Origin of the sequence: Burkholderia sp. BCC1998 (assembly GCF_905339875.1) — a bacterium.
In the GTDB taxonomy this organism is placed as follows: domain Bacteria; phylum Pseudomonadota; class Gammaproteobacteria; order Burkholderiales; family Burkholderiaceae; genus Burkholderia.
This window is the reverse complement of record NZ_CAJPHE010000009.1, coordinates 233,612-257,789: the sequence shown is the minus strand read 5'-3', so window position 1 is coordinate 257,789 and position 24,178 is coordinate 233,612. Positions and strand designations below refer to the sequence as shown.

Below are 24,178 nucleotides of genomic sequence, written 5' to 3'. Positions count from 1 at the left end.
CCTTCGATTCGCCCGACCCCGGACCCATCATGAACGACTCGATCGAACCCGTCGCCCCGCCGCCCGCCGCCGAAGCGGCCACCGCGGCCACCACCGTGCCGTCCGCCGCGCGCGGCGCCGCGCCCGACACCCCGCCGGCCCGCCGCGGCCGCAAGCTGGCCGTGCCTGTCGCGGCCATCGCGCTGGCCGCCGCGCTGCTCGCGCTCGGCATCGTGCCGCGTATCGATGCACGCGCCGCACAGCGTGCACAGGTGGCCGAGCAACAGGCGCTGCCGGTGTCGGTCATCGTGCCCGGCGCGGCGCCGGCCGACCAGACGCTGACGTTGCCCGGTTCGGTGGCGCCGTATGCAGACGCGTCGATCTACGCGCGCACGAGCGGCTACATCGCGCACTGGAGCGTCGATCTCGGCACGCACGTGAAGGCCGGCCAGACGCTCGCGCAGATCTCGGCGCCCGATCTCGACGCGCAGTTGCGCCAGGCGCGCGCCGACGAAGCGAGCGCGCAGGCGAACTACGACTATGCGAAATCGACCGCGCAGCGGTGGCAGGACATGCTGAAAACGCAATCGGTGTCGCAGCAGGACACCGACACGAAGGTCGCCGACATGAACGCGAAACGCGCGATGCTCGCGTCCGCGCAGGCGAACGTCGCGCACCTTGCCGAACTCGTGTCGTACGAGTCCGTCACCGCGCCGTTCGACGGCGTGATCACCGCACGCAGCGTCGACGTCGGCACGCTGGTCACCGCGGGCGGCACGCCGGGCAGCCCGGGCCTGTCCGGGGAACTGTTCCATCTCGAACAGACGGACACGCTGCGCGTCTTCGTCGACGTGCCGCAGGACAGCGCGACCGGCGTATCGACCGGCACCTCCGTCTACCTGACGACGCAGCAGTATCCGGGGCGACGCTTTGCCGCGCGTGTCGCGCGCAGCGCGGGCGCGATCGATCCCGTCACGCGCACGCTGCGCGTCGAGATCGACGTCGACAACCGCGACGGCGCGCTGATGCCCGGTGCGTATGCGCAGGCGCATCTCGTCGTGCCGAGCGCGGCGCCGGCGCTCGACCTGCCGGTCAGTGCGCTGTTGTTCCGCCCGAACGGCGTGACGGTCGCCACCGTCGGTACGAACGGGCGAACCGTGCTGAAGACCGTGCAGATCGGGCGCGATTTCGGCACGCGCGTGGAGATCGTCGCGGGGCTCGCGGCGACCGATCGCGTGATCGACAACCCGGGCGATGCGATCACGGCCGGCGAAGCCGTGAAGATCGTGTCGACCGTGCGCGCCGCGGCACCGGTGGCCGCTTCGTCCGCTTCGTCCGCTTCGTCCGCGCAGACCGCGCAGACCGCGCAGACCGCGCAGACCGCGCAAACAGGGGCGGCGGCCATTGCCAGCGACGTGCCGCCGCTGCGCGCGGCCGGCACCGCACCGGCCGCGTCGACGCCCGCTCCTGCGCCCGCCCGCGGCTGACCCATAGACGACGACTCACGAGATACCTGCCATGCGCCTTCCTCACCCGCTCCCGTTCGCCCGCCACGCCGTCGCGCTCGGCGCCGCCGCGGCATTGGCCACGTTGACCGCGTGCTCGACGTTGCCACCCTATTCACCGCCCGCCGTCGCGGTACCCGCGCACTACGCGGGCGCACCGGCCGCGCAGGCCGGCTGGCACGTCGCGATGCCGGCCGATGCGGCCGCGCGCGGTGCGTGGTGGACCGTGTTCGGCGACGCCGACCTGAACGCGCTCGAAGCGCGCGTCGACGTGTCGAACCAGACGGTGAAAAAAGCCGTCGCCGATCTGCAACAGGCACGCGCGATGGTCGACTACCAGCACGCCGGGTTTCTGCCGACGATCACGGCGGGTGCCGCGCAGAGCCGCGCGCGCGTGTCGCAGAACCGGCTCGGCTCGTCGCTCGCCGGCAAGACGACACCCGACTACCAGGCCGGCGTCGCCGCGAGCTGGGAACCCGACGTGTTCGGCCGCGTGCGCGACGCGGTGACGGGCGCGCAGGCGAACGCCGCCGCGAGCACGGCCGACCTGCAGGCCGTGAAGCTGTCGGTCACGGCCGAACTCGCGAGCGATTATTTCGCGCTGCGCTCGCTCGACACGCAGAAGCAGTTGCTCGATGACACGGTGCATGCATACGCGGACGCGCTGACGCTGCTCAAGCAACAGCTCGCGGCCGGTGCGATCGATGCGTCGGCGGTCGCGCAAGCCGAGACGCAACTCGAATCGACGCGCACGCAGGACACCGACATCGACGCGTCGCGTGCGCAGTTGCAGCACGCGATCGCGACGCTCGTCGGCGAAAGCGCGTCGACGTTCGCGCTGCCGCCGCGCGTGCAGGCGTTCCACGTGCCGGCCATTCCGGCCGGCGTGCCGTCGGAACTGCTCGAACGGCGGCCCGACATCGCGGCCGCCGAGCGCCGTGTGGCGGCCGCGAACGCGCAGATCGGCGAGGCGCGCGCCGCGTTCTTTCCCGATCTCGTGCTGTCGGCGAGCGCCGGCCTCGAGAGTTCGTTCTTCGCGCCGTGGCTCGCCGCGCCGAGCCTGTTCTGGTCGCTCGGCCCGCAACTTGCCGGCACGCTGTTCGACGGCGGTCGCCGCAGCGCATCGCTGCGCGGCGCGCATGCGCAGTACGACGGCGCGGTCGCAGATTACCGGCAGACCGTACTCGTCGCGTTCCAGCAGGTCGAGGATCAGTTGTCGACGCTCGATGCGCTCGCGTCCGAAGCCGGCAGCCAGCAGCGCGCGACCGACGCGGCCGACCTGTCGCTGCGGCTGACGACGAATCGCTTCAACGCGGGCGCCGTCAGCTATCTGGACGTGGTGACCGCGCAGACGATCGCGCTGACGAACCAGCGCACGGCCGATCAGATCGACGCGCGCCGGATGGAGGCCGCGGTCGGGTTGTTGAAGGCGCTGGGCGGCGGCTGGCAAGCGAGCCCGGGCGCGGACGCGGAATCGAAAACCGGCACGCACGAACGCCCGGTCGCCGCGTTACCCGATCCCGTCGTCACGCAGCCGACGGCCGGTTGAACGTGAGCACGAAGCGCGTGCCGCGCGCGTCGCTTTCGACCTGCGCGGTGCCGCCGTGCAGCTCCATCACCGAGCGCACGATCGCGAGGCCGAGCCCGGCGGTGCCGCCCGGCACCCCGCCGCTGCGGGCGGGATCGCCGCGCACGAACCGGTCGAAGATCCGCGGCAGCAGCGCGGAATCGATCGGCTCGCCCGGATTCGCGACGACGACGCGCACCGCGTCGGCGGCGTCATCGACACTCAGCGTAATGACGCCGCCGGCGGGCGTGTAACGCAGCGCGTTCGCGAGCAGGTTGCCGACGGCGCGACGAAACAGCTCGACGTCGGCGGTCAGCTGCCCCCGCCCTTCGACGCGCAACGTCGAGCCCGCTTCGTCCGCGAGCCCCTCGAAATACTCCGCGATGCGCTCGAGTTCGTCGTGCACGTCGAACGCGCGCTGCCGCGTGACGAAGCTCGGATGCTCGGCGCGCGCGAGAAACAGCACGTTCTCGATCATCCGCGCGAGACGATCGCATTCCTCGAGATTCGATTCGAGCAGCGCCTGGTACTCGTCGGCCGCACGCGGCCGCGCGAGCGCGACTTCAGTGGCGCCGCGCATGTTGTTCAGCGGCGTGCGCAGGTCGTGCGCGAGATCGGCGCTGAATTGCGACAGGTGCGCGAATGCCTGCTGCAGGCGGCCGAGCATCGCGTTCTGCGCATCGACGAGCGCGCGCAGCTCGCTCGGTGCACGCGACGCGTCGAGCCGTGTATCGAGCTTGTCGACGGTGATCCGGCCGGTGTTGTCGACGATCTCGCGCAGCGGCGCGAGCGCCGTGCGGATCAGCCAGTAACCGAGCAGCAGCGCGAACAGCGCGCCGAGCCCGCCGGCGATCTCGAGCCGGTCGCGGTAGCCGTCGAGCAGGTCGGCGCGGTCGTGCATGTTGCGCGCGATCGCGATGCGGATCGGCGTGCGGTCGCCAAGCGCGGCCTCGATCACGACGCCGCGCATCGGCGTGCCGCTGCCGGCCGTCCACGTGACGAGCCGGTCGGCCGTGATCCGTTCGTCCGCCGGAACCGGCACCGCATGCGGCGCGAACAGCTGCGCGTCGGCCAGCGGAACCGATGCGGCGGCAGGCGCATCGTCGAGCGCGGCGAGCCGCACGTTGTGGCGCGCGAGCACGTCGCCGCGCGCATCGACGGCGGCCATCGACAGCGCCTCGTTGCCGAGCACCTGGCTCGTCAAGCGCTCGGCATGCGTGCGGACTGCATCGAGCGACTCGAGCTCGCCCGCGAGCCGGCGCGTGTGGCGCGCGGCCAGCACGATGTCGAGGTCGTCCTGCGTGTTCACCTGCCGTTCGAGGCCCGCATACACGTATGCGCCGACCAGCGCGAACGCGGCGAGCGTGGTCGCGGCGAACGCGAGCGCGAGCGTCGCGGCGAGCGAGCGCGGCCGCGTCATGCGTCGTCCTTCGGTTCGAGCACATAGCCGACGCCGCGCACGGTATGGATCAGCTTGACCGGAAACGCGTCGTCGATCTTCGCGCGCAGGCGCCGGATCGCGACCTCGACGACGTTGGTGTCGCTGTCGAAATTCATGTCCCATACGTACGATGCGATCTGCGTGCGGCTCAGCACCTCGCCCTGCCGGCGCGCGAGCAGCTGCAGCAGCGAGAATTCGCGCGGCGTGAGGTCGATGCGCGTGGCGCCGCGCTTCACGCGGCGACGCACCACGTCGATTTCCAGATCGCCGACCGCCAGGTGTTCGGTCTCGCGCGGCGGCCCGCGACGCGCGAGCGTGCGGATGCGGGCAAGCAGCTCGACGAACGCGAACGGCTTCACGAGGTAGTCGTCGGCGCCGAGTTCGAGGCCGTGCACGCGATCCTGCACGTCGTCGCGCGCGGTCAGGAACAGCACCGGCGTCGTATGCGTGTCGCGCAGCCGCTTGAGCACGCCCCAGCCATCGAGCACGGGCAGCATCACGTCGAGCACGATCACGTCGTAACGCTCTTCCTGCGCGAGCGTCAGCCCTTCGCCGCCGTCCTTCGCGAGATCGACGCTGAAGCCCGATTCCTCGAGCCCCTTCTTCAGGTATGCGCCGGTCTTCGGTTCGTCTTCGACTATCAGGATACGCATGGCCGGCTCCGTCGCTTTCGTGATGACATCCGGCGATGTTACCGGCAAACGGCGACAAGGGATCGCTGCGTGCGGGCGCAAACGCCTTTGATTACAAAACGGTAATCGGGCGGTCAGCGTAGCGTGCGGTTGCGAAGCCGTGCACGGCGGAGTGGGTAACCTGCATAAACCATCCGCTACATCGCTATTCCAGACGCTTTAGCGTCGCCTTCCTCTGCGTAAATCTAAGGACCAGATAACGGTATGAGAATTTCTTGGTTCTTGGATGCGTTCCACATCCCGAAAATACGAGCTCCCGACAACCGGGCGCGCGATGCGCCGCCCCGCGTCGCTCAAACAACGTTCCTCTTTCCCATGTTCAGCAGATCGTTTCGCACCACGTCGGGCCACGCGCTGTGCGTCGCCGCCCTCCTTTCCGTTTTTTCCGGCGTCGCCCGCGCGGACAGCACGCTCGATCGCATCCATCAACGTCACACGATCACGATCGGCGTGATCCTGTCGGGCCCGCCGTTCGGCTCGCTCGATCCCGCGACGCAAAAGCCGGTCGGCTTCAACGTCGATCTGGCGAACGACGTCGCGAAACGACTCGGTGTCGACGTCGAGCTGACACCCGTGCAGCCGTCGAACCGCGTGCAGTTCCTGCAGCAGGGCAAGGTCGACGCGCTGATCGCCAACATGGAGCTGACGACGGAGCGCGCGGAGATACTGTCGTATGCACCGACGCCGTTCGAATCCATCGGCGGCGCGCTGATCGCGCGCAAGGACAGCGGTATCAAGTCCTGGGCCGACTTGCGCGGCAAGCCGGTCTGCGTGTCGCAAGGCAGCAACTACACGAAGCCGCTCGCGACGGAATACGGCGCGCAGGTGAAGGCCTTCCGCGGCCAGCCGGAATCGCTGCTCGCACTTCGCGGCAACAACTGCGTGGCCGCCGTGCACGTCGCGCCGACGTTGCGCATGCTCGTCGCGCGCAACCCCGACTGGAAGGACTACACGACGCCGCTGTCGACCGACCTGATTCCGTCGCCGGCGGTGATCTGGGTCCGCAAGGGCGAGACCGACACGCAGGGCGCGCTCGACCGGATCGTTCAGGATTGGCACCGCAGCGGCTGGCTGCTCGACGTCGAGCGCAAGAACGGCATGACGCCGTCGCAAGCCGTGCTCGACCTGCACGCGAAGCTCAAGGCGCAGCGCACATGACGGTGGCCGCCGCGGTCGATGCGCTCCGCAAGTTCGGCCTCGATTACAGCTTCGTGCTCGCCGCGGACGAACGCGCGTCGTTCGTGCACGGGATGGGGGTGACGCTCGAACTGTCGATCGCGACCGCGGTCGGCAGCCTCGCCTGCGGCGTCGTGCTCTCCGCGTTGCTGGTGTCGCCGAGCGCGGCGCTCGCGCGACCTGCGCGCGCATTCGTCGAGGTCACCCGCAACACGCCGACGCTCGTGCAATTGTTCTGCGCATTCCTCGTCGTCAACATGCTGATCAGCGCCGCACTGCGCAATCTGGGCGGCAATCCGCTGACGCCGTTCATCTGGAGCGTGATCGTGATCTCGCTGCACAAGGGCGCGTTCCATGCGGAAGCGCTGCGCGCCGGCCTCGAAGCGGTACCGCGCGCAACGCTCGAGGCCGCGCAGTCGCTCGGCTACAGCCGCCGCCAGCGGCTCTGGCACGTGCAGCTGCCGCTCGCGATACGCTTCGCGCTGCCCGCGCTCGTCAACAACCTGGTCGATCTCGTGAAGATGACGACGGTCGCCTCGGCGATCGCCGTCGGCGACGTCACCTATGCGTCGATCATGATCTGGACGCAACGCGACAACGTGCTCGAGTTGATGATCCTGATCCTGCTCTTCTTCGGCGCGCTCACGTTCACGGTCAACCTCGCGGGACGTTGGCTGGAACACCGCCTGAGGATACCCGGCTATGGCCATTGACATGCACGCGCAGCCCGCGCGCCTCGTGCGATGGCGCGCCGTCGCGGCAACCCTGGCCGCGCTGGCCGTCGTCGCGCTGGCCGTCGCGGGCCACCGTCACCCGACCCTCGTCGCGCTCGCCACGTGGCTGCCGGCGCTCGGCAAGGCGATGCTGGTCAACATCGGCATCAGCGCGATCGCAATCGCGATCGGCACGCTCGCCGGCCTCGCACTCGGCCCGCTGACGCTGTCGCGGCTCGGCATCGCGCGCGTGCTGGCGCGCGCGTACGTGCAGTTGTTCCGCAACGCGCCGCTGCTCGTGCTGATCTATTTTTCGACCTACGTGTTCCCGTTCGAAATCAGGTTCGGCCATGCGTCGCTGCCGTTTCCGGACTGGTTCAAGGTAACGCTCGGCCTCGCGCTGCCCGCGAGCGCGAACTTCGCGGAAATCTTCCGCGGCGCGATCCAGTCGATTCCGCATGCGCAGTGGGACGCCGCACGCTCGCTCGCGTTCAGCCGCGCGCAAGTGTTCCGCTGGATCATCCTGCCGCAATGCGTACGCCGCATGCTGCCGCCGTGGATGAACCTGTATGCGAGCATCGCGATGGCCACCGCGCTCGCGTCGCTGGTCGGCGTGCACGACCTGCTCGACACCGCGCAGGTCGCGAGCAACACCGTCGCGCGAGCCGACTTCACCGTCGTCGTCTATTTCACGGTACTCGGCCTGTTTTTCGCGTACTGCTACCCGATCGCCCGTTTCACCCGCCTTCTCGAAAGACGTCATGCATTCCACTGAAACTCCGCACGGCGCGGACGAGCCGCTCGTCCGCCTGCGCGACGTGCACCTGTCCTACGGCACGACGCCCGTGCTGCGCGGCATCGATCTCGACGTGCACCGCGGCCAAGCCGTGTCCATCATCGGCCCGTCCGGCTCCGGCAAATCGACGATCCTGCGTTGCATCACCGGGCTGTTGCGGCCGCAGCGCGGCCTGATCGAGGTCGACGGCACGCGCGTCGACCTGCTCGCATCGGAGCGCGACGAAATCGCGCTGCGCAAGCGGGTCGGCTTCGTGTTCCAGCAATACAACCTGTTTCCGCACCTGAGCGTGCTCGACAACCTCGTCGTCGCCCCGGTCCGGATTCTCGGCCGCGATCGCAACGATGCGGTGCGCACCGCACACGCGCTGCTCGAACGCGTGCGTCTCGCGGACAAGGCGCACGCCTACCCCGGCGAGCTGTCGGGCGGCCAGCAGCAGCGCGTCGCGATCGCCCGCGCGCTCGCGATGCAGCCCGACCTGATCCTGTTCGACGAAGTGACGTCCGCGCTCGACCCGGAAACCGTCGGCGACGTGCTGTCGGTGATTCGCGATCTCGTGCGCGACGGCATGACCTGCGTGCTCGTCACGCACGAGATGCGCTTCGCCGAGGAAATCAGCGACGTCGTCTACTTCACCGAGGCGGGCGTGATCGTCGAGCACGGGTCGGCCGCGCGGCTGTTCCGCGCGCCGCAAAGCACGCGCACGCGGGCCTTCCTCGCGCATGCACTCGGCCCGGCCGGCAGCCCGCACGCAAGCCGCGACAGCGCGCCGGTCGCACTCGACCTGACGCGCTTCGCGGTCTGACTCAGCGCGCTGCGTAGCGGCTCGGCGGGCGCGCGAGCCCGAGATGGTCGCGCAGCGTCGTGCCCTCGTATTCGGGGCGGAACAGGCCGCGCCGTTGCAGTTCCGGCACGACATGCCCGACGAAATCGTCGAGTCCGCCCGGGAAATACGGCGGCATGATGTTGAAGCCGTCCGCGGCGCCGCCGTCGAACCATTCCTCGAGCGCGTCGGCGACCTGCGTCGGCGTGCCCCACACGATCCGGTGCCCGCGCGCGCCGGCGACGAGATAGTAGAGTTCGCGCAGCGTGAGGTTCTCGCGGCGCGCGAGATCGGTGAGCAGCTTCGCGCGGCTCTTCAGCTGATCGGATTCGGGCAGGTCGGGCAGCGGGCCGTCGAGCGGATACTTCGACACGTCGTGGCCGAGACGGTCGGACAGCAGCGTCAGCGCGCCCGACGTATCCGTCCATTGCTGGAGCTGCGCATACTTGTCCTTGGCCTCCTGCTCGGTGCGGCCGATCACCGGAAATACGCCCGGCATCACGGCAAGCGCGTCCTCGGCGCGGCCGTATGCCGCGAGCCGACCCTTCAGGTCGCGATAGAAGGCCTGCGCTTCCTCGAGCGTCTGCTGCGCGGTGAACACGACTTCCGCGGTGCGCGCGGCAAGCTCCTGGCCGGGGCCCGACGAGCCGGCCTGAATCACGACCGGATGGCCCTGCGGCGGGCGCGACGCGTTGAGCGGCCCCCTCACGTTGAAGAAGCGTCCGGCGTGATCGAGCGTGTGCACCTTCGCCGGGTCGAAATACACGCCGCGCGCCTTGTCCCTGACGAGCGCGTCGTCGTCCCAGCTGTCCCACAGCCCCTTCACGACATCGACGAATTCGCCGGCCATCTCGTAGCGCTGCGCGTGATCCGGATGATTGCCGCGCGTGAAATTCGCGGCGGTGCGGTCATACGAAGTCGTCACGACGTTCCATGCCGCGCGCCCGCCGCTCAGGTGGTCGAGCGATGCGAACACGCGCGCGATATGGTAAGGCTCGCTGTACGTCGTCGACGCGGTCGCCGCAAGGCCGATGTGCCGCGTATGCATCGCGAGCGCCGACAGCAGGCTCAGCGGCTCGAAGCGCATCGCCATCGACGGATGCGCGTCGGGGCCGCTCGTCAAGCCGTCGGCCAGGAAGACCATGTCGAACTTCGCGCGCTCGGCGGTCTGCACGACGCGGCGCAGCAGATCGAAGTTCTCGCTGCCGGATTCGGCATCGGGATGGCGCCAGCCGGCGACGTGGTGTCCTGCGCCCTGGAGGAACAACCCGAGGCGCATCTGGCGGCGGGAAGGGGTGCTGCGTTCGGTGCTCATGATTGAAGCGACGTAAAGGTGTGGAAAAGTCGGGCAAGATCGGCCGTGCTTCGCATCGTATCGATCAGTTCCGGGACGAACGCGAGTGCGGGATCGTGGGCGGTCGCGTCCGCGAACTTCGCGGCAAGGTCGTCGGCACCGACGAGGCGTTCGGTGCGTTGCCGCAGCGTGTCGCCGTTGCGCAGCGCAATCTCGACGACCGAGAAACGCGTCGCGGGATCGGTCGACGCGCGCGGCGCCGCGGCATCGTGGCGCCGCGTCACGCGTGCGGCGAGCGCGCTCAGGTCGTCGCGCACGGGCACGTCGGCGAACGTCGCGACGCCGGGCGGCCCGTCCGTCAGTGCGGCCGCCACCGCGTATTCCACGCTGAAGCGCGCTTCGAGGCCGGTGGCCGGCAGTCGGTCCGACAGCGGCGTGTCGCCGCCCGGCGGGAACGTGACCACGATGCCCTCGATGTCCGCCGGCGCGATGCGGTGGCGCTCGCGCAGATCGAGCGCGGCCTGCACGGCGTAATGGGTTGCCGTGCAGCACGGCCACGGCTTGAAGTACAGGCCGGGCGACACGATCTGCCACGGCGCGCCCCAGTCGGCCAGCACGCGCGCCGGCTGCGACGCGCCGCCGCCGAACACGGCGAAGAATCCTTCCGGGCCGTCGAGTGCGCCCGGTGCGCCGGTCAATCCGGCCTCGGCGAGCGCCACGGCGAACAGCCCCGCGCGCGCGGCAAGGCCCGCGTGCAACGGCTTGATCTCGCTGCCGAACTGCAGGCGCAGCCCGGCCGATTGCGTCGCGGCGATGCCGAGCGCGTTTTCGGTGGCCGCCGCATCGAGCCCGACCAGACGCGCCGCGGCGGCGGCCGCGCCGAGCGTGCCGAGCGTCGCGGTGTTGTGGAAACCGAGTTCGTAGTGGCGGCTGCCGAGCGCGAGACCGATCCGCGCCATCGTCTCGACGCCGACGACGTAGGCGTCGAGCAGTTCGAGCGCGCTGCGTGCGCGCACCTGCGCGAGCGCGAGCAACGCCGGCAGCAGCACGGTGCCGGGATGGCCGCGCACGCTGCTGTGCACGTCGTCGTAATCCAGCGCATGGCCTGCATAGCCGTTGAGCAGCGCGGCATGTTGCGGCGACGCCGGTATCGCGCTGCCGATCACCGCTGCGGCGCCGGCCGAATCCCGACCGCACGCCGCCAGCAGCTTGCGGTAACCGTTGTCGCGAGCGCCGGCGAACGCGGCGGCAAGGAAGTCGAGCAGGCCGCGCCGCGCGGCAACGATGGCGGGCGGATTACGCGCGGGCTCGGCGCACGCGATCGCTGCGGCCAGCCGGCGCGTGACGTCGCCGGCCGTGCCGTCGGGATTCAAGTGGGGAGACATGTCAGCCGTTGGAAAATCGCGAAATGCCGCAACGGGCGGCGCAACCGGGAACCTTCCGGTTCCTGCTCGCATGGGAGCGTTGGATACTAGCGAAGCATCCTTGCGTGCCCAACCAAGTATTCGAGCTTTCGATATCGCGTATTCAGCGTTGCTTGAACGGAGATCGGTGAGTTCGCTGCCATGAGCGGTTCCCGGTAAACAGTGCCGTCGTGTGAGCGAGTTTTCGGCGGACTGACCCGGGCCCGGGCCTACAAAACTGCCGCGGTTGAAAGTGAAAAATTCTGGCATGGCGTTTTTATCAACGACTGGACCGCTGCCGAATTGATGCTAAAATTGATGCATAAAGGCATCAACGGAGTCATCATGCGTACTACTGTTACCGTCGACGACGCGCTCTATGCGCGCGCACTCGAACTCGCCGAGCCGGGCACGTCGCCGGCCGACCTGTTCCGGGCTGCACTCGAAACGTTCGTGCGTGTCCAGGCCGGACAACGCCTAGCCGCGCTTGGCGGTCGCGCCCCGGACATGCCGGATGTGCCACGCCGTAACCCGGAGGCGGCTACCCGATGAGCGTTCTGATCGACACATCGGTCTGGGTCGAGCATTTCCGGCGACCGCTACCAGCGCTTATCCAGCTGCTGCGTGTCGATGACGTCTTGACGCATCCATTGGTGATACTCGAGCTGACGTGCGGGACGCCCCCCGAACCGCGGGCCCGAACGCTGGGAGATCTCGCGTTATTGCGCCAAACGCGGCTCGCGACGCCAGCCGAAGTAGCGGACTGGATCGAGCGGGAACGGCTGTATGGGCGCGGATGCGGCGCAGTGGATTGCACGCTGCTGGCGTCGGTGCTGTTAACCCCGAGCACTTGGCTCTGGACGCGCGATCGGCGGCTCGCCCAACTGGCGGAGCAATTCGGGGTTCATTACTTACCGCCTGACCTGCATTGAGCGAAGCCAGTGCCTATGGCTTCCAGTTCGGTGTCTCCCACGTCAGGCTCTATTGCCGCTTCTTGAGTCGCTCCTTCGCATCGCCGAATGATGCCTGTGTCTTGCCGACGATCTGTTCGGCCTTGCCCGTCAATCTGTCTGTTGGACTTCCCACGACCTTGCCAACCAGCTCCTTCAGTTTGCCCTTTGCTTCCCTGAGGCGGCCCTTTACCTGATCCTTGTTCATGAGTTGCTCCTTGAGGCTGACGGGTGCGCGAACTGCGAATGCCGATCCGGCACGCTGAGCGAATCGCGATGAAAACGTCGGTGCAGGCACGGCGCTTGCGACGGCTGAAGCGTTCGCGCTTGTGACCAGCGAGTTGACGGTCGAAGGCTGGACGCTCGCCAAGCTCGCGCGTCTGTAACGGGTGCCGGAGGCAAGGCAGGCTGTGGCCACTCGTTGCCAATCTTGCGGAGGAAGCATGAATATCGTCACTAGCGCCGGCCCGCTGGTTTCGCTGATCGCCGGCATTCTCATCCTCGTGGTACCGCGCCTGCTGAATTACATCGTTGCGCTCTACCTGATCATCATCGGGCTGCTCGGTCTGTTCGGCGGACGTATCCATTGAATTGACATGAGCACGAGATAGCCGGTTACGGACGCGCATCAGTCCATCGTGACGCCATGCTTGCGTTCACGGCGGCGGACACCGCCAGCGAAATGAGCAACACCTATGCCGTCTGCACGTGGATGCGTAACCGAGAAAGACGACGCCATGGCGCGTCTTTCCTTGACGCAATGACTCGCCGCCTCTGCGCCGGGCGGCCTGATGCGGAAAAACGTGATCCCGACGAGTGCGCGCCTTCTCGCAACGCGGTGCAGGGGCTTCCCTTCGGATAGTTGTGATATTCGACCCGACATCGCATGGCGGGAACGGGTAATATTCACGCCCCTCGATCGCAAATTAGATTCCCCCTGGTCAGACTTTTCCCCGTTTCCCTCCATTTCGTTTCAATTCGATGTAAGTGTTCCTTTGTCGGATCGGAACCGAAATGACGAGTGCGCCGTACACCTTGTCCGCGTGTGCGTACGCTTCGCGTCATCATGCTCTGCACTCCTTCCCTTTAAGCGTCGCACTGTGCCTCGAAGCGATTGCATGTCAAATCCGCAGCGACGATGACGTCGTGCGTGCGGCCACCGGATGGGTGCTGGCTGCGAAGCGACGCGGGTGGCGTGGTTGACATAGCAACGAAGCGCTGCCGCTCCGTTTTGGGAACGAATCGTGCGCGTTCTCGGGTATTGAATGGAGGACAGCGCTATGAAGCCCATGACCATTGCAAACCGCCGAATTCTGGCGACACTCGTGGCAGGCGGCGCGCTCGTCGCGGCCGGCACGGCCTTCGCGCAAACCTACGTTGCACCGCCACCGCGGTACGAAGAGCCCGCCCCGGCGCCGGGTGTGTCGGTCACGATTGGCATGCACGGCGACCGCTACTGGGACGGCCATCGTTACTGGGAGCACGAGGCATGGATGCATCGTCATCCGCGTGAACGTGATCCGTGGCGCGAACACGAGCACGAGCATGAACACATGCACGAACACGAGTATCGTGAATAGCGACGACGGGCCACCGGAAACTGCGGAGACCTCTCCGGCTTGACACGCTCGTTGCTTGCGCACGGACTTGCCTGATCGCTTCGGACCATTTCAGTCCTGGTTCGTGCGCACGGCGACTCGTCATCCGTCGCGTTCGCTGAACGATCCACCGCAGGTCGAGCAACCGGCGCGTGATCGGCATGCACGAAAGTGCCTGTCTCGCGCGTTTCGCGGCAACCTCGGACCGACGATATTCGAGTCTCCGCGGTACGAGCGCCTGCGAATCGCGCGGTCTCAGCCGGATTGGATCCGACGTCGCCCGCCATTGCGGCACACACTCACGGCGATTGCGTGAAGTAACGCTGTGCCAGGGCGACCCAGTAGCGAACGCCGGCCGGAATGATGTCGTCGTTGAAATCGTACGTCGGGTGATGCAGCGCCGGCGCGGCCGCTCCCGCCGGCGCGTTGCCGATCAGCACGTACGCGCCCGGGCGCTCCTCCAGCATGAAGCCGAAGTCTTCGGACGTCATGTTCGGCGGCACATCGGGGTGAAGCCGCTCGTCGCCGAACGTGTCGCGAATCACAGCTTCGCAGAGTGCGGTCTCGGCCGGCGTGTTGACCGTCGCCGGATAGTACTGAAAGAACTCGACGTCGACGTGCGCGCCATAAGCCGCGGCCAGCCCTTCGCACACGAGCCGGACGTCGCGCTGCAGTTGTTGCTGCAATGCCGACGACAGCGTGCGGATCGTCCCGCGCAACTCGGCGTTGTCCGGAATGACGTTGTCCGTCGTGCCCGCATGGAACATGCAGACGGAAATGACGGCTGGGTCCACCGGATCCTTGTGCCGCGCGGCAATGGTCTGACACTGCAGCACCATCGAACAGGCGAGCGGCACGGGGTCGATGCCCAAGTGCGGCTGCGCCGCATGCGCGCCCTTGCCCGTCACCGTGATCCTGAATCGGCAGCCGGCGGCCATGATGGCGCCGGTGCGCAACCCGAACTGCCCGGCCGGCAAACCGGGCCAGTTGTGCATGCCGAACACGGCTTCCGTCGGACATTGCTCGAACAGCCCGTCGTCGATCATCTTGCGCGCGCCCGCGCCGCCCTCTTCCCCGGGCTGAAACACGAAATGCACGGTGCCCGGCAACTGCGGCAGGCCCTTCAGGATGCGCGCGGCGCCGAGCAACATGACGGTATGCCCGTCATGCCCGCACGCATGCATGACGCCTTGCGCGCCCGATGCGTGCGCGAAGTCGTTGGCCTCCTGGATCGGCAACGCATCCAGGTCCGCGCGGAGCACGATTCCGCGGCCCGGGTCCGCACCCGGCAGGCTCGCGACGACGCCCGTGCCGCCCAGCCCGCGCGACACCGCATAGCCGAGATCTTCAAGCTCGCGGGCGACGACGTCGGCCGTCCTGTATTCCTCGAACCGCAACTCGGGATGCGCATGCAGGTCGCGACGCAAGGTCGCCCAGTGTGCGCAATGGGCTTTCAGGGACGTCTCGGGGAAATCGGGATTATTCAATGTCGGCACCTTCGGAAAGTAGACGGCTTCCATTCTGTACTGCCTCTGCACTCGCGCGCAGCTGCTGCGTCAATCGCCAAAACCCACGATCGACTTGACCTCCATGTACTCCTCCATCCCTTCGATCCCGTACTCGCGGCCGTTGCCCGACTGCTTGTACCCGCCGAACGGCGCCTGAGGATCCCATGCCGGGTAGTTCAGATGGACCTGCCCCGAGCGCAGGCGCGCGGCCACCGCGCGCACGCGTTCCTTGTCGGTGCCCTGCACATGCGCGCCGAGCCCATAGACCGTATCGTTCGCGATGGCGACGGCCTCGTCGACGGTATCGTAAGGCAGGATCGCGAGGACCGGACCGAAGATCTCCTGCTGCGCGATCGTCATGTCGGTGCGGACGTCGGAAAACACGGTCGGCCGCGCATAAAAGCCGCGGTCGAATCCCGCCGGCCGCCCGGGACCGCCGGCGATCAGTTTCGCCCGTTCGTCGAGGCCCGCGTCGATCATCTGCGCGACCCGGCCGAACTGCGCGCGATTGGCCAGCGGACCATGCGTCGTCGTGTCGGCGAACGGATCGCCGACGACCAGCTGCTGCGTCGCCGCGACGGCCAGCGCCTCGACGCGGCCCAGCACGCTGCGCGGCACGATCATCCGGGTCGGCGCGCTGCACGACTGGCCCATGTTGCGGAACGCGGCGGCAACGCCCGGAGCGATGGCGCGCGACAGGTCCGCATCGGGCAATACGATGTTCGGCGACTTGCCGCCGAGCTCCTGCGCGACGCGCTTGACGGTCGGGGCCGCCGCCTGCGCGACCAGCACGCCGGCACGCGTCGACCCGGTGATCGACACCATGTCGACCTCCGGGTGCGACGCGAGCGCCGCGCCCACTTCGGTTCCGCTGCCGCTCACCAGGTTGAACACGCCGGCGGGCACGCCCGCGTCGGCGATCACTTCGGCAAACAGCAACGCGCTGAGCGGCGACAGTTCGCTGGGTTTCAACACCACCGTGCAGCCTGCCGCGAGCGCCGGGCCGACCTTCGCCGTGATTTGATAGATCGGCCAGTTCCACGGTGTGATCAGCGCGCAGACGCCGATCGGCTCGCGCACGATCGCGGTCGTCCCGCGCCGTGTCAGGAACGGGTAACTGGCCAGATTGTCGCGTGCGACCCGGATATGTTCGGCCGCGAGCGGCACATGAGCGCCGCGTGCGTAATTGATCGGCGCGCCCATTTCCATCGCGAGCGCGAGCGCGAACCGTTCGGCACGCTCCAGCATCAACGCGTGAACGCGGTCGAGCAGTGTGGCGCGTTGCTGCGGCGATGTCGCGGCCCAGCGCTCGAAAGCATTGCGCGCAGCCTGCACCGCGCGGTCGGCGTCGCGTGCATTGCCGAGCGGGATCTCGCACAGCGTGTCTTCGGTGGACGGGCTGACGACCGCGAACCGGTCGCCGCCGTCAGGCAGAACCCAGTCGCCGTCGATGAAGAAGCGATCAAGCCTGCCGGCTTCCATCAGGTGACGAACCGGTGAATCGATGGGTGAATGCATTGCGGGGTGTCCTTGAATCGATACCATGCGCCGGCGAACGGCGGAAGCCCGGAGGCCGCCACCGTCGTCCGCGAGACGGCCTCACACTAGAAATCGGCAACCTTGCCCCAGGCGGAATCGGCGAACCGGCCCGGCTGATACGGTACCGGGTCCACGATCGGCGGCGCGCCGGTGGCGAGATCCGCGATCAGGTGACCGGCGCCGGGGCCGATGCCGAAACCGTGTCCGGAAAAGCCCGCCGCCAGGATCAATCCCGGCACGCCCGGCACTTCGCCGATACCCGGGACGCCGTCCGGCGTGCTGTCGACGTACCCGGCCCATGCGTGCGTGATCGTGGCTTCGCGCAGTTCGGGCAGCAGTTCGACGGCACGACGATAGGTTTCGGTGACGGTCGGCATGTCGGGCTTCGGATCGAGGATGCGCACCGCCTCCATCGGGGTCGGCGCATCGAGCCGCCACCGCTTGAGCGTTTCGTGGCCGCCGCGCATGCCCTCGAGGCCGCCCGGCAGAAGATTGCGCCAGCGCTTCGCGAACATCGGCACGAACTGCGGGGCGAACCGCAGGAACTGCGGCGTCACGTCCACGCGCGCGCGGCCGCTGATGGCCAGCGCGTAGCGTCCGTCGTCGCGGCGCGTGACGGACACGCCGGAGGTGTACAGCGCATCCGGCAAGCGCTGATCGACGGGCGACACGCTCAGGATCGACTGACGGATCGACGCCTGCGGAAAACGGATGCCGAGCTGCCGGCAGAACGACGACGCCCACGCGCCGCCGGCGAGCACGACCGCCTTCGTCCTGATGACGCCGGCCTCGGTGACCACGCCGCCGACGCGCCCGCCCTCGAGTTCGATCCCGCGCGCAGCACACTGCTGGTGGACGCTGCCGCCCAGCTTCATCAGTGCAGCCGCCACGGCCGGCGCGGCCTTGCCCGGGTCGGCCGTGCCGTCGGTCGGCGAGAACACGCCGCCCTTCCACTGCCGGCCCGTCACGCGCCCGCGCTCGCCGGCCTGCTTGCTGTCGAGCATGTACGTCGTCACGCCCGCGGTCTTCGCGAAGTCGCCCCAGCTGGCCCAGCGGGACAGCTCGGCCTCGTCATTGCTCAGATACAGCAGCCCGCAGCGATGAAAGCCCGTGTCTTCGCCGGATTCGGCGGCGAATCGTTCCCACAGGTCGATGCTCTTGCTCGCCATCGGCAATTCGCGCGCGTCGCGGTTCTGCTGCCGGCACCAGCCCCAGTTGCGGCTCGACTGCTCGGCGCCGATGCGGCCCTTCTCGACCAGCGCGACCGACATGCCGCGCCGGGCGAGGTAGTACGCGGTAAAGACGCCGATGATGCCGCCGCCGATCACGACGACGTCGGCCGAGGCCGGCAGCGTGGGCGAGGTTTCGATAAGGCGCAGCGGAGGGGACATGGTCAGTCTCGTTCGGTGGATACGTGGACGTTCTGCACGACGTAGAATTTCGCCACGCGCTCGCTGCTTTCCCACCCGATCGACGCGCCGCGCGGCACGAACAGCGCGTCGCCGGCGCCGAGCGACAGCACGCTGCCGTCGGGCGCCGCGAACCGGACGCTGCCGGCCAGCAGGAGCATGAACTCGTTCACGCGATGCGGGCGAACGATCCGGTGATACGGCGTCGAATCCCACGTGCCCGCGCAGTACGCGGCGCCGTCGTCGACGAACACGTTGTCGCTGCGGCATTGCGGCGCGGGGCCGAGCAGGACCTCCGGCGGCAGCGTCGCGGACGGCTTGAAGTCGGCATCGGCACGCAGCGCGAACACGCCGCGCTTCGTCGGTGTCGCGCACGCGGCCGCGCAGAACGTGAACAGCACGCGCGATGCCGCGGTGACGCGCAGCGCCGTGCCGCCGCCGATCACGGCCCCTTCTCCCGGGCCCAGCACGAGCGGTGCGGCGCCGGCCGCTTCGAGCGTCAGCTCGCCTTCGATGATCGCGATGGTTTCGATGTGCGGAAAGCTCGCCACGTCGAGTTCGCCGGCGAAGGCGATACGTCCGGCGGCCATCGCGTCGGGCCCTTCCCAGGCGATCTCCCGATGGCGCGCGAACGGATCGTTCGCACCGAACGCCTGCTGGCGAAACGCGGTTGACGAAGGTGCGCCGTCGGCACGGTGCAACACGAAAGCTGCGGTCATTTCTGCTCCTGTGCAGTGCGCGGCGGCCGGGTTGAAAACCGTCGCGCGATATCGGAAATGGTCGTTCGCCGGCGCGCTCGCCGGCCATCCGTCAGGCGTGCCCGTCGCCGTTGCGCCTACGCGGCGTGACACGACGCTGCGCGGCGCTCGGTGTGCGGGCGCATCGAAGACGGCCGCGCAGGCGTGCCCGGCCGCGCGACCACGTAATCGCGCGGCGTGATCCCGAGTACCCGCCGGAAATGCCGGCACAGGTGGCTCTGATCGAAGAAGCCGACCTCGGTCGCGACGACCGACGGCGCGAGGCCGGCGCGCAGCAAGTCCTGCGCACGCCGCACGCGCACGAGGCACAGATACCGGTGCGGCGACAACCCGACTTCGCCGCGAAAGCGTGCGGTGAAACGCGACACGCTCAATCCGGCCACCGCCGCGAGCGTGTCGAGGTTCAGCGGCTGCGCGAATGACGCATCGATCGTGCGCAGCACGTCGCCGATCGCCGGCGATACGGGCTGCGGAACACGCGGTGCGCGAGGCGTCGCGCCTTCGTCCGCGTCGTGGAACAGCGTGACCATGCTCGCCGTCCTCATGCGGCCGCCTGCGCGTCAGCGCGCGGCGCGGCGCCGGGCGCGCCCGGCCCGGCCATCGTGTCGCCGCCGGTCCCGTCGCGGCGGCCGTTGCCGGCGGCGAGCGGGCAAACGAATCGTGCGGTCATATCCAATCCTCCGGGGGCAGTCGCTTCAGTGCAGGAAATCCTGGATCCGGTAATACGCGCCGACGATCGGCAGAAACCACGCGTGCCCGAAATGGCCGGGCATCGCCGGCCACTCGAGGTCGCGCCACGGATTCGACGCGGCCGCGCCGTACAGCACGTCGGCCATCACGCGGCCCATGTGCACCGACATCTGCACGCCGTGGCCGCTGTAGCCCATCGAGTAATAGAGCCCGTCGTGCTGGCCCGCGCGCGGCAGCCGGTCGGCGGTGATGTCCACCAGCCCGCCCCAGCAGTAATCGAGCCGCACCTTGGCCAGTTCCGGGAAATACTCGGCCATGCCGGCGCGCAGGATGTCGCCGCTTTTCGCGTCGGAGCGCGGGCTCGACATCGCGAAGCGCGCGCGGCCGCCGAACAGCAGCCGGTTGTCGGGCGTCACGCGGAAGTAGTTGCCGATCTGGCGCGACGTCACGTAGGCGCGGCGCTGCGGGAACAGCCGGTTCAACTGCGCGTCGGGCAGCGGCTCGGTCACGACGATGAAGCTGCCGACCGGCGCGATGCGCCGCCGGAACCAGCCGAACGGGCCGTGCTGCGATGCGCCGGTCGCGACCAGCACGCGATCGGCGACGATCCTGCCGCGCGTGCAGGTGATCGCGTGGCGCTCGCCGTCGAGCCGCTCGAGCTGCGTGACGGCCGCATGCTCGTAGACGCGCGCGCCGGCGCGTACGGCCGCCTGCGCAAGCCCGACGCCGAACTTGCCCATGTGCATCTGCGCGCCGTTGCGCTGCAGGAGTCCGCCGTAGAAACCGTCGGAAGCGACTTCGTCGCGAATCCGCGCCGGCTCGATCAGTTCGATGTCCGGATCGACATCGCGGCGCAACGCGTCGAAGGTCTTTTCGAGCCCCGCGAAATGCTGCGGCTTTGCGGCGAGCTTCAGCTTGCCCGCCCGCCGGAAATCGCAGTCGATCGCGTGCTCGGCGACGATCGTCTCGACGCTCTTCACCGCGCTTTCGTACGCGCGATAGAACTGCTTCGCCGGCTCCGCGCCGATGCGCGCGGCCAGCGACGCGTAATCCTGCGCGACGCCCGTGTTGCACTGGCCGCCGTTGCGGCCGGACGCTTCGCCCGCGACCTGCGCGGCTTCGAGCACGACCACCGATACGCCGCGCTGCGCGAGCGCCAGCGCCGCCGACAGGCCGGTGAAGCCGCCGCCGATCACGACCACGTCGGCGCGCCCTTCGACGGGCCCTTCGCAGCCGGCGCGAAACGCGGGGCGGGTATCCAGCCAGTACGATTCGAATTTCATCGGATTCTTCTCGAGCATGTCGGCGACGACGATCGGCGGCCGTTCATGGGAAATCATTTAATCACCATCAAAAACCGCAGTTGCCGCGTATTCGCGCGCGGCACGCGCACAAAGCGCCGTTTTGCGCGACCGCCGCAGCAGACTATGCGGTGCGCCGTTCGCCGCTTCACTTGCCACGTCGTGCGCGGCGAACTTCCGGCGTGTCGCGCGCTACAGCTGCACCGGCTGCTCGGGCGCGGCACCCGCCGGCGCCGGCTCCGCCTGGAAGCGCGCGAGGTCTTCCTCGCTGCGATGGCACAGCACCTGCGCGCCGTTGCCGAGCGTGCGCAGCGCCGGTGCCGTCCGGTTGCAGACGCCGTCCACGCGCATCGCGCAGCGCGACAGGAACGGACACAGCTCGGCCTCGTTCTCGCGTTCGCCGATCGGCACCAGCGGTCGGTGGCAACGCTCGGCCGCATCGTCGAGCCAGCCCGCGCGCAACTCCGGCGCGGACGACACCAGCAGATGCGAATACGGGTGATAAGGCGGCGCGCACAGCGCGTCGCGGCTACCGGTTTCGACACGGCGGCCCGCGTACAGCACGACGATGTCGTCGCTGATCGCGCGCACCTTCGCGATGTCGTGCGTGATGAACACGTACGACACGCCGAGCTTCGCCTGCAGGTCGCGCAGCAGATCCATGATCGCGGCGCCGACGACCGTATCGAGCGCCGACGTGACTTCGTCGCACAGGATCAGGTCGGGCTCGGCCGCCAGTGCGCGCGCGAGGTTCACGCGCTGCTTCTGCCCGCCGGACAGCTCGCCGGTACGCCGCGAGGCCACCGCGGGCGGCAGCCGCACGAGTTCGAGCAGCTCGGCGACGCGCTGCCGCGCACGCGCGCCCTTGATCCCGTGATAGAACGCGAGCGGCCGCGCGAGCGTGCGCTCGACGGTATGCACCGGATTGAGCGCGGTATCGGCGTTCTGGAACACGATCTGCACGCGGCGGTGCTGCTCCTTCGTGCGCTTGGCGATATCGAGCGCGAGCGGCTCGCCGTCGAGCAGAATCTTCCCGGCAGCAGCCGGGACCAGGCCCGCGATCACCTTGGCGAGCGTCGTCTTGCCCGAGCCCGATTCGCCGATCACGCCGACCGTCTGCCCGCGCCCGATGCGCAGGTCGACTTCGTGCAGGATCAGCTTCGCGGGCCAGCCCTTTGCCGTCCGGCCGCCGTAACCGGCGACCGCACCGCGCACGTCGAGCAGCGGCGCCGGTTCGGCCGGCGCCGGTTTCTCGTCGCGTTGCGCATCGTTCGGCGTGACGGCCGCGATCAGGCTCTGCGTGTACGGGTGCGCCGGCGCATGCAGGATCTGCTCGGTCGCGCCGACTTCGCGGATCACGCCGTCGCTCAGCACGACGATCCGGTCGGCCATCTGCGCGACCACCGCCAGATCGTGCGATACGTACACCGCGCTCATCCCGTAGCGCCGGATCACGCTCTTGAACGCCTGCAGCACGTCGATCTGCGTGGTCACGTCGAGCGCGGTGGTCGGCTCGTCGAGGATCACGAGCTCCGGATCGGTGATCAGCGCCATCGCGGCCATCAGCCGCTGCAGCTGGCCGCCCGACACCTGGTGCGGATAACGCTTGCCGATCGTCTCGGGCTCCGGCAGCGCGAGCGCGCGGAACAGCTCGACCGCCTTCGCCTGCGCGTCGCGCTTCGTCATCGTCTTGTGGATCAGCGCGCTCTCGATCACCTGGTCGAGAATCGTGCGCGACGGGTTGAACGCGGCGGCCGCGCTCTGTGCGATGTACGCGACCTTCCGGCCGCGCAGCGCGGCCAGGCCTTGCGCGGACAGCGTGCAGACGTCCGTGCCGCCGAGCTTCACCGCGCCGCCGGCGATCCGGCAGCCGGCGCGCGCATGGCCCATCAGCGCCAGCGCGATCGTCGTCTTGCCGGAGCCCGATTCGCCGATCAGCGCGAGCACCTCGCCGCGCCCGATCTCGAAGTCGACGCCGTGGACGATCGTCGTTTCCTCGCCGCCCGGCCGGCCGCCGACCACGCGCAGCCCGCGCACCTCGACGAGCGGAGTCGATTCATCTCGCATCAGTGTTCTCCCGCGGCCGCGGCCGCGCCCTTGCGGCGGCCGCGATGCGGCAGGCCGTCGATCAACAGGTTGACGCCCACCGTCAGGATCGCGATCGCGACCGCGGGCATGATCGCGACGGCCGAGCCGTCGCCGAGGCTCGCGATGTTCTCGCGCACGAGCGAGCCGAGGTCCGCGTACGGCGGCTGCACGCCGAGCCCGAGAAAGCTCAGGCCGCTCAGCAGCAGCACGACGAACGTGAAGCGCAGCCCGGTATCGGCGAGCATCGGATGGATCATGTTCGGCAGCATCTCGACACAGGCGATGTACAGCGCGCTCTCGCCGCGCGCCCGCGCCACCTGCACGAATTCGAGCGTGCTGATATTGACCGCCAGCGCGCGTGCGATCCGGTACGAGCCCGGCATGTAGCTGACCGCGGCGGTGAGGACCAGCAGCGGCAGCGACGAGCCGAAGGCCGCGACGAACATCAGCGCGAACATCTTCGACGGAATCGACGTGAGCGCGTCGAGCAGCCGGCTCATCGTCTCGTCGACCGCGCGGCCCGACACGGTCGCGAGCAGCCCGAGCGTCGTGCCGGTCAGCGCGGCGAGCAGCACCGCCGCGAGCGCGAGCAGCACGGTCAGCCGCGTGCCGTACAGGATCCGGCTCAGCATGTCGCGGCCGAGGAAGTCGGCGCCGAACGGCAGCTTCGCGCTGAACGGCGCGAACACGTCCGGCGTGACGATCGCGCCGACGTCGTGCGGCGCGAGCAGCGGCGCGAACACCGCGATGAACAGCATCAGGCCGACCATCGACAGGCCGATGCGGCCGCCGGTCGTTAGTCTGATGCGCGCGGCGCGGCGCTTGCGCGGCTGGTCGGGGGACGGCGCGGCGGGCGGCGTCGCGCCTCCCGACGGCGAGCGCGGTTCGCCTGACGGCGGCAGCGCGCTGCTGCGATGAACGGGTTCGGTCGGGTGCATGGTCGGCATC

General features: G+C 68.7%; 24 protein-coding genes. 10 read left to right on the top strand and 14 right to left on the bottom strand.

The genetic code is table 11. The features are described from left to right. Nucleotides 1–29: 29 nt before the first annotated feature. Both U5A56_RS18445 and U5A56_RS18440 read left to right on the top strand, forming a co-directional pair. A complete protein-coding gene (locus U5A56_RS18445; protein ID WP_321923865.1) occupies nucleotides 30–1,466 on the top strand; it encodes an efflux RND transporter periplasmic adaptor subunit in 1,437 nt (478 codons plus the stop codon). 31 nt (nucleotides 1,467–1,497) lie between these two features. Further along, the gene (locus tag U5A56_RS18440; protein WP_321923864.1) at nucleotides 1,498–3,033 is read left to right on the top strand and encodes an efflux transporter outer membrane subunit; all 1,536 of its coding nucleotides are present in this window, start codon (nucleotides 1,498–1,500) and stop codon (nucleotides 3,031–3,033) included. Here the strand turns inward: U5A56_RS18440 and U5A56_RS18435 are convergent. Together U5A56_RS18435 and U5A56_RS18430 are read right to left on the bottom strand one after the other, a co-directional pair. Then, nucleotides 3,011–4,471, bottom strand: coding sequence for a heavy metal sensor histidine kinase (locus U5A56_RS18435; RefSeq protein ID WP_321923862.1), 1,461 nt, complete (start codon nucleotides 4,469–4,471; stop codon nucleotides 3,011–3,013). The two genes, U5A56_RS18440 and U5A56_RS18435, sit on opposite strands and share 23 nt — an antisense overlap. Next, nucleotides 4,468–5,145: a heavy metal response regulator transcription factor gene (locus U5A56_RS18430; RefSeq protein WP_027786146.1), complete on the bottom strand. Its 678-nt coding sequence runs from the start codon at nucleotides 5,143–5,145 to the stop codon at nucleotides 4,468–4,470. The genes U5A56_RS18435 and U5A56_RS18430 overlap by 4 nt, the downstream gene beginning before the upstream one ends. Before the next feature lie 354 nt (nucleotides 5,146–5,499). On the opposite strand from U5A56_RS18430, the gene U5A56_RS18425 reads away from it, so the two are divergent. Genes U5A56_RS18425 through U5A56_RS18410 form a run of 4 tightly spaced genes read left to right on the top strand, consistent with a single transcriptional unit; the run spans nucleotide 5,500 to nucleotide 8,674 of the window. Beyond that, complete coding sequence (locus U5A56_RS18425; RefSeq protein ID WP_044844255.1) at nucleotides 5,500–6,342, top strand: transporter substrate-binding domain-containing protein; 843 nt, start codon at nucleotides 5,500–5,502, stop codon at nucleotides 6,340–6,342. Beyond that, nucleotides 6,339–7,073, top strand: a complete 735-nt coding sequence (locus tag U5A56_RS18420) for an amino acid ABC transporter permease (protein WP_321923860.1) — start codon at nucleotides 6,339–6,341, stop codon at nucleotides 7,071–7,073. Before U5A56_RS18425 ends, U5A56_RS18420 begins: the two co-directional genes overlap by 4 nt. Continuing rightward, nucleotides 7,063–7,848 (top strand): amino acid ABC transporter permease, encoded by a 786-nt coding sequence (locus U5A56_RS18415; protein ID WP_321923858.1) that lies wholly within the window; start codon nucleotides 7,063–7,065, stop codon nucleotides 7,846–7,848. Before U5A56_RS18420 ends, U5A56_RS18415 begins: the two co-directional genes overlap by 11 nt. Beyond that, complete coding sequence (locus U5A56_RS18410) at nucleotides 7,835–8,674, top strand: amino acid ABC transporter ATP-binding protein (RefSeq protein WP_321923856.1); 840 nt, start codon at nucleotides 7,835–7,837, stop codon at nucleotides 8,672–8,674. Before U5A56_RS18415 ends, U5A56_RS18410 begins: the two co-directional genes overlap by 14 nt. 1 nt (nucleotide 8,675) lies before the next feature. On the opposite strand, the gene U5A56_RS18405 is transcribed toward U5A56_RS18410, so the two are convergent. Next, nucleotides 8,676–10,007 carry an LLM class flavin-dependent oxidoreductase gene (locus U5A56_RS18405; protein WP_321923854.1) on the bottom strand — a complete coding sequence of 444 codons (1,332 nt, stop codon included), beginning with the start codon at nucleotides 10,005–10,007 and terminating at the stop codon, nucleotides 8,676–8,678. Next, a complete protein-coding gene (locus tag U5A56_RS18400) occupies nucleotides 10,004–11,659 on the bottom strand; it encodes an MmgE/PrpD family protein (RefSeq protein ID WP_321923852.1) in 1,656 nt (551 codons plus the stop codon). The genes U5A56_RS18405 and U5A56_RS18400 overlap by 4 nt, the downstream gene beginning before the upstream one ends. Before the next feature lie 75 nt (nucleotides 11,660–11,734). Between U5A56_RS18400 and U5A56_RS18395 the strand changes: the two genes are divergently transcribed. Both U5A56_RS18395 and U5A56_RS18390 read left to right on the top strand, forming a co-directional pair. Next, nucleotides 11,735–11,941, top strand: coding sequence for a type II toxin-antitoxin system VapB family antitoxin (locus tag U5A56_RS18395; RefSeq protein WP_044844336.1), 207 nt, complete (start codon nucleotides 11,735–11,737; stop codon nucleotides 11,939–11,941). Next, complete coding sequence (locus U5A56_RS18390) at nucleotides 11,938–12,321, top strand: type II toxin-antitoxin system VapC family toxin (RefSeq protein ID WP_321923850.1); 384 nt, start codon at nucleotides 11,938–11,940, stop codon at nucleotides 12,319–12,321. The genes U5A56_RS18395 and U5A56_RS18390 overlap by 4 nt, the downstream gene beginning before the upstream one ends. 49 nt (nucleotides 12,322–12,370) lie before the next feature. Here U5A56_RS18390 and U5A56_RS18385 read toward each other — a convergent pair whose 3' ends face one another. After that, nucleotides 12,371–12,547: a CsbD family protein gene (locus U5A56_RS18385; protein ID WP_044844262.1), complete on the bottom strand. Its 177-nt coding sequence runs from the start codon at nucleotides 12,545–12,547 to the stop codon at nucleotides 12,371–12,373. Nucleotides 12,548–12,782: 235 nt separating this feature from the next. Here U5A56_RS18385 and U5A56_RS18380 point away from each other — a divergent pair, with 235 nt between their 5' ends. Together U5A56_RS18380 and U5A56_RS18375 are read left to right on the top strand one after the other, a co-directional pair. Next, nucleotides 12,783–12,929, top strand: a complete 147-nt coding sequence (locus U5A56_RS18380) for a DUF3096 domain-containing protein (protein ID WP_082088472.1) — start codon at nucleotides 12,783–12,785, stop codon at nucleotides 12,927–12,929. A gap of 690 nt (nucleotides 12,930–13,619) precedes the next feature. Next, on the top strand, nucleotides 13,620–13,919 hold the full coding sequence (locus U5A56_RS18375; RefSeq protein ID WP_124522693.1) for a hypothetical protein: 300 nt from the start codon (nucleotides 13,620–13,622) through the stop codon (nucleotides 13,917–13,919). 317 nt (nucleotides 13,920–14,236) lie between these two features. Here U5A56_RS18375 and U5A56_RS18365 read toward each other — a convergent pair whose 3' ends face one another. The 9 genes from U5A56_RS18365 to U5A56_RS18325 form a co-directional block, all read right to left on the bottom strand. Then, nucleotides 14,237–15,457 carry a M20 aminoacylase family protein gene (locus tag U5A56_RS18365; protein WP_415749171.1) on the bottom strand — a complete coding sequence of 407 codons (1,221 nt, stop codon included), beginning with the start codon at nucleotides 15,455–15,457 and terminating at the stop codon, nucleotides 14,237–14,239. A gap of 36 nt (nucleotides 15,458–15,493) precedes the next feature. Then, entirely contained in the window at nucleotides 15,494–16,963 is a 1,470-nt protein-coding gene (locus tag U5A56_RS18360) for an aldehyde dehydrogenase family protein (protein ID WP_321923848.1), read from the bottom strand. Nucleotides 16,964–17,049: 86 nt separating this feature from the next. Next, nucleotides 17,050–18,375, bottom strand: a complete 1,326-nt coding sequence (locus U5A56_RS18355) for an FAD-binding oxidoreductase (RefSeq protein WP_321923846.1) — start codon at nucleotides 18,373–18,375, stop codon at nucleotides 17,050–17,052. A 2-nt stretch (nucleotides 18,376–18,377) separates the two neighbouring features. Continuing rightward, the gene (locus tag U5A56_RS18350) at nucleotides 18,378–19,112 is read right to left on the bottom strand and encodes a cupin domain-containing protein (protein WP_124519858.1); all 735 of its coding nucleotides are present in this window, start codon (nucleotides 19,110–19,112) and stop codon (nucleotides 18,378–18,380) included. 116 nt (nucleotides 19,113–19,228) lie between these two features. After that, nucleotides 19,229–19,681: a helix-turn-helix domain-containing protein gene (locus tag U5A56_RS18345; protein WP_044844267.1), complete on the bottom strand. Its 453-nt coding sequence runs from the start codon at nucleotides 19,679–19,681 to the stop codon at nucleotides 19,229–19,231. An 11-nt stretch (nucleotides 19,682–19,692) separates the two neighbouring features. Then, nucleotides 19,693–19,821: a hypothetical protein gene (locus U5A56_RS18340; RefSeq protein ID WP_257774286.1), complete on the bottom strand. Its 129-nt coding sequence runs from the start codon at nucleotides 19,819–19,821 to the stop codon at nucleotides 19,693–19,695. 25 nt (nucleotides 19,822–19,846) lie between these two features. Further along, on the bottom strand, nucleotides 19,847–21,181 hold the full coding sequence (locus U5A56_RS18335) for an FAD-binding oxidoreductase (RefSeq protein ID WP_321923844.1): 1,335 nt from the start codon (nucleotides 21,179–21,181) through the stop codon (nucleotides 19,847–19,849). A 153-nt stretch (nucleotides 21,182–21,334) separates the two neighbouring features. Further along, on the bottom strand, nucleotides 21,335–23,209 hold the full coding sequence (locus tag U5A56_RS18330; protein WP_321923842.1) for an ABC transporter ATP-binding protein: 1,875 nt from the start codon (nucleotides 23,207–23,209) through the stop codon (nucleotides 21,335–21,337). Beyond that, on the bottom strand, nucleotides 23,209–24,168 hold the full coding sequence (locus U5A56_RS18325) for an ABC transporter permease (protein WP_124487274.1): 960 nt from the start codon (nucleotides 24,166–24,168) through the stop codon (nucleotides 23,209–23,211). Before U5A56_RS18325 ends, U5A56_RS18330 begins: the two co-directional genes overlap by 1 nt. Nucleotides 24,169–24,178: the final 10 nt, after the last annotated feature.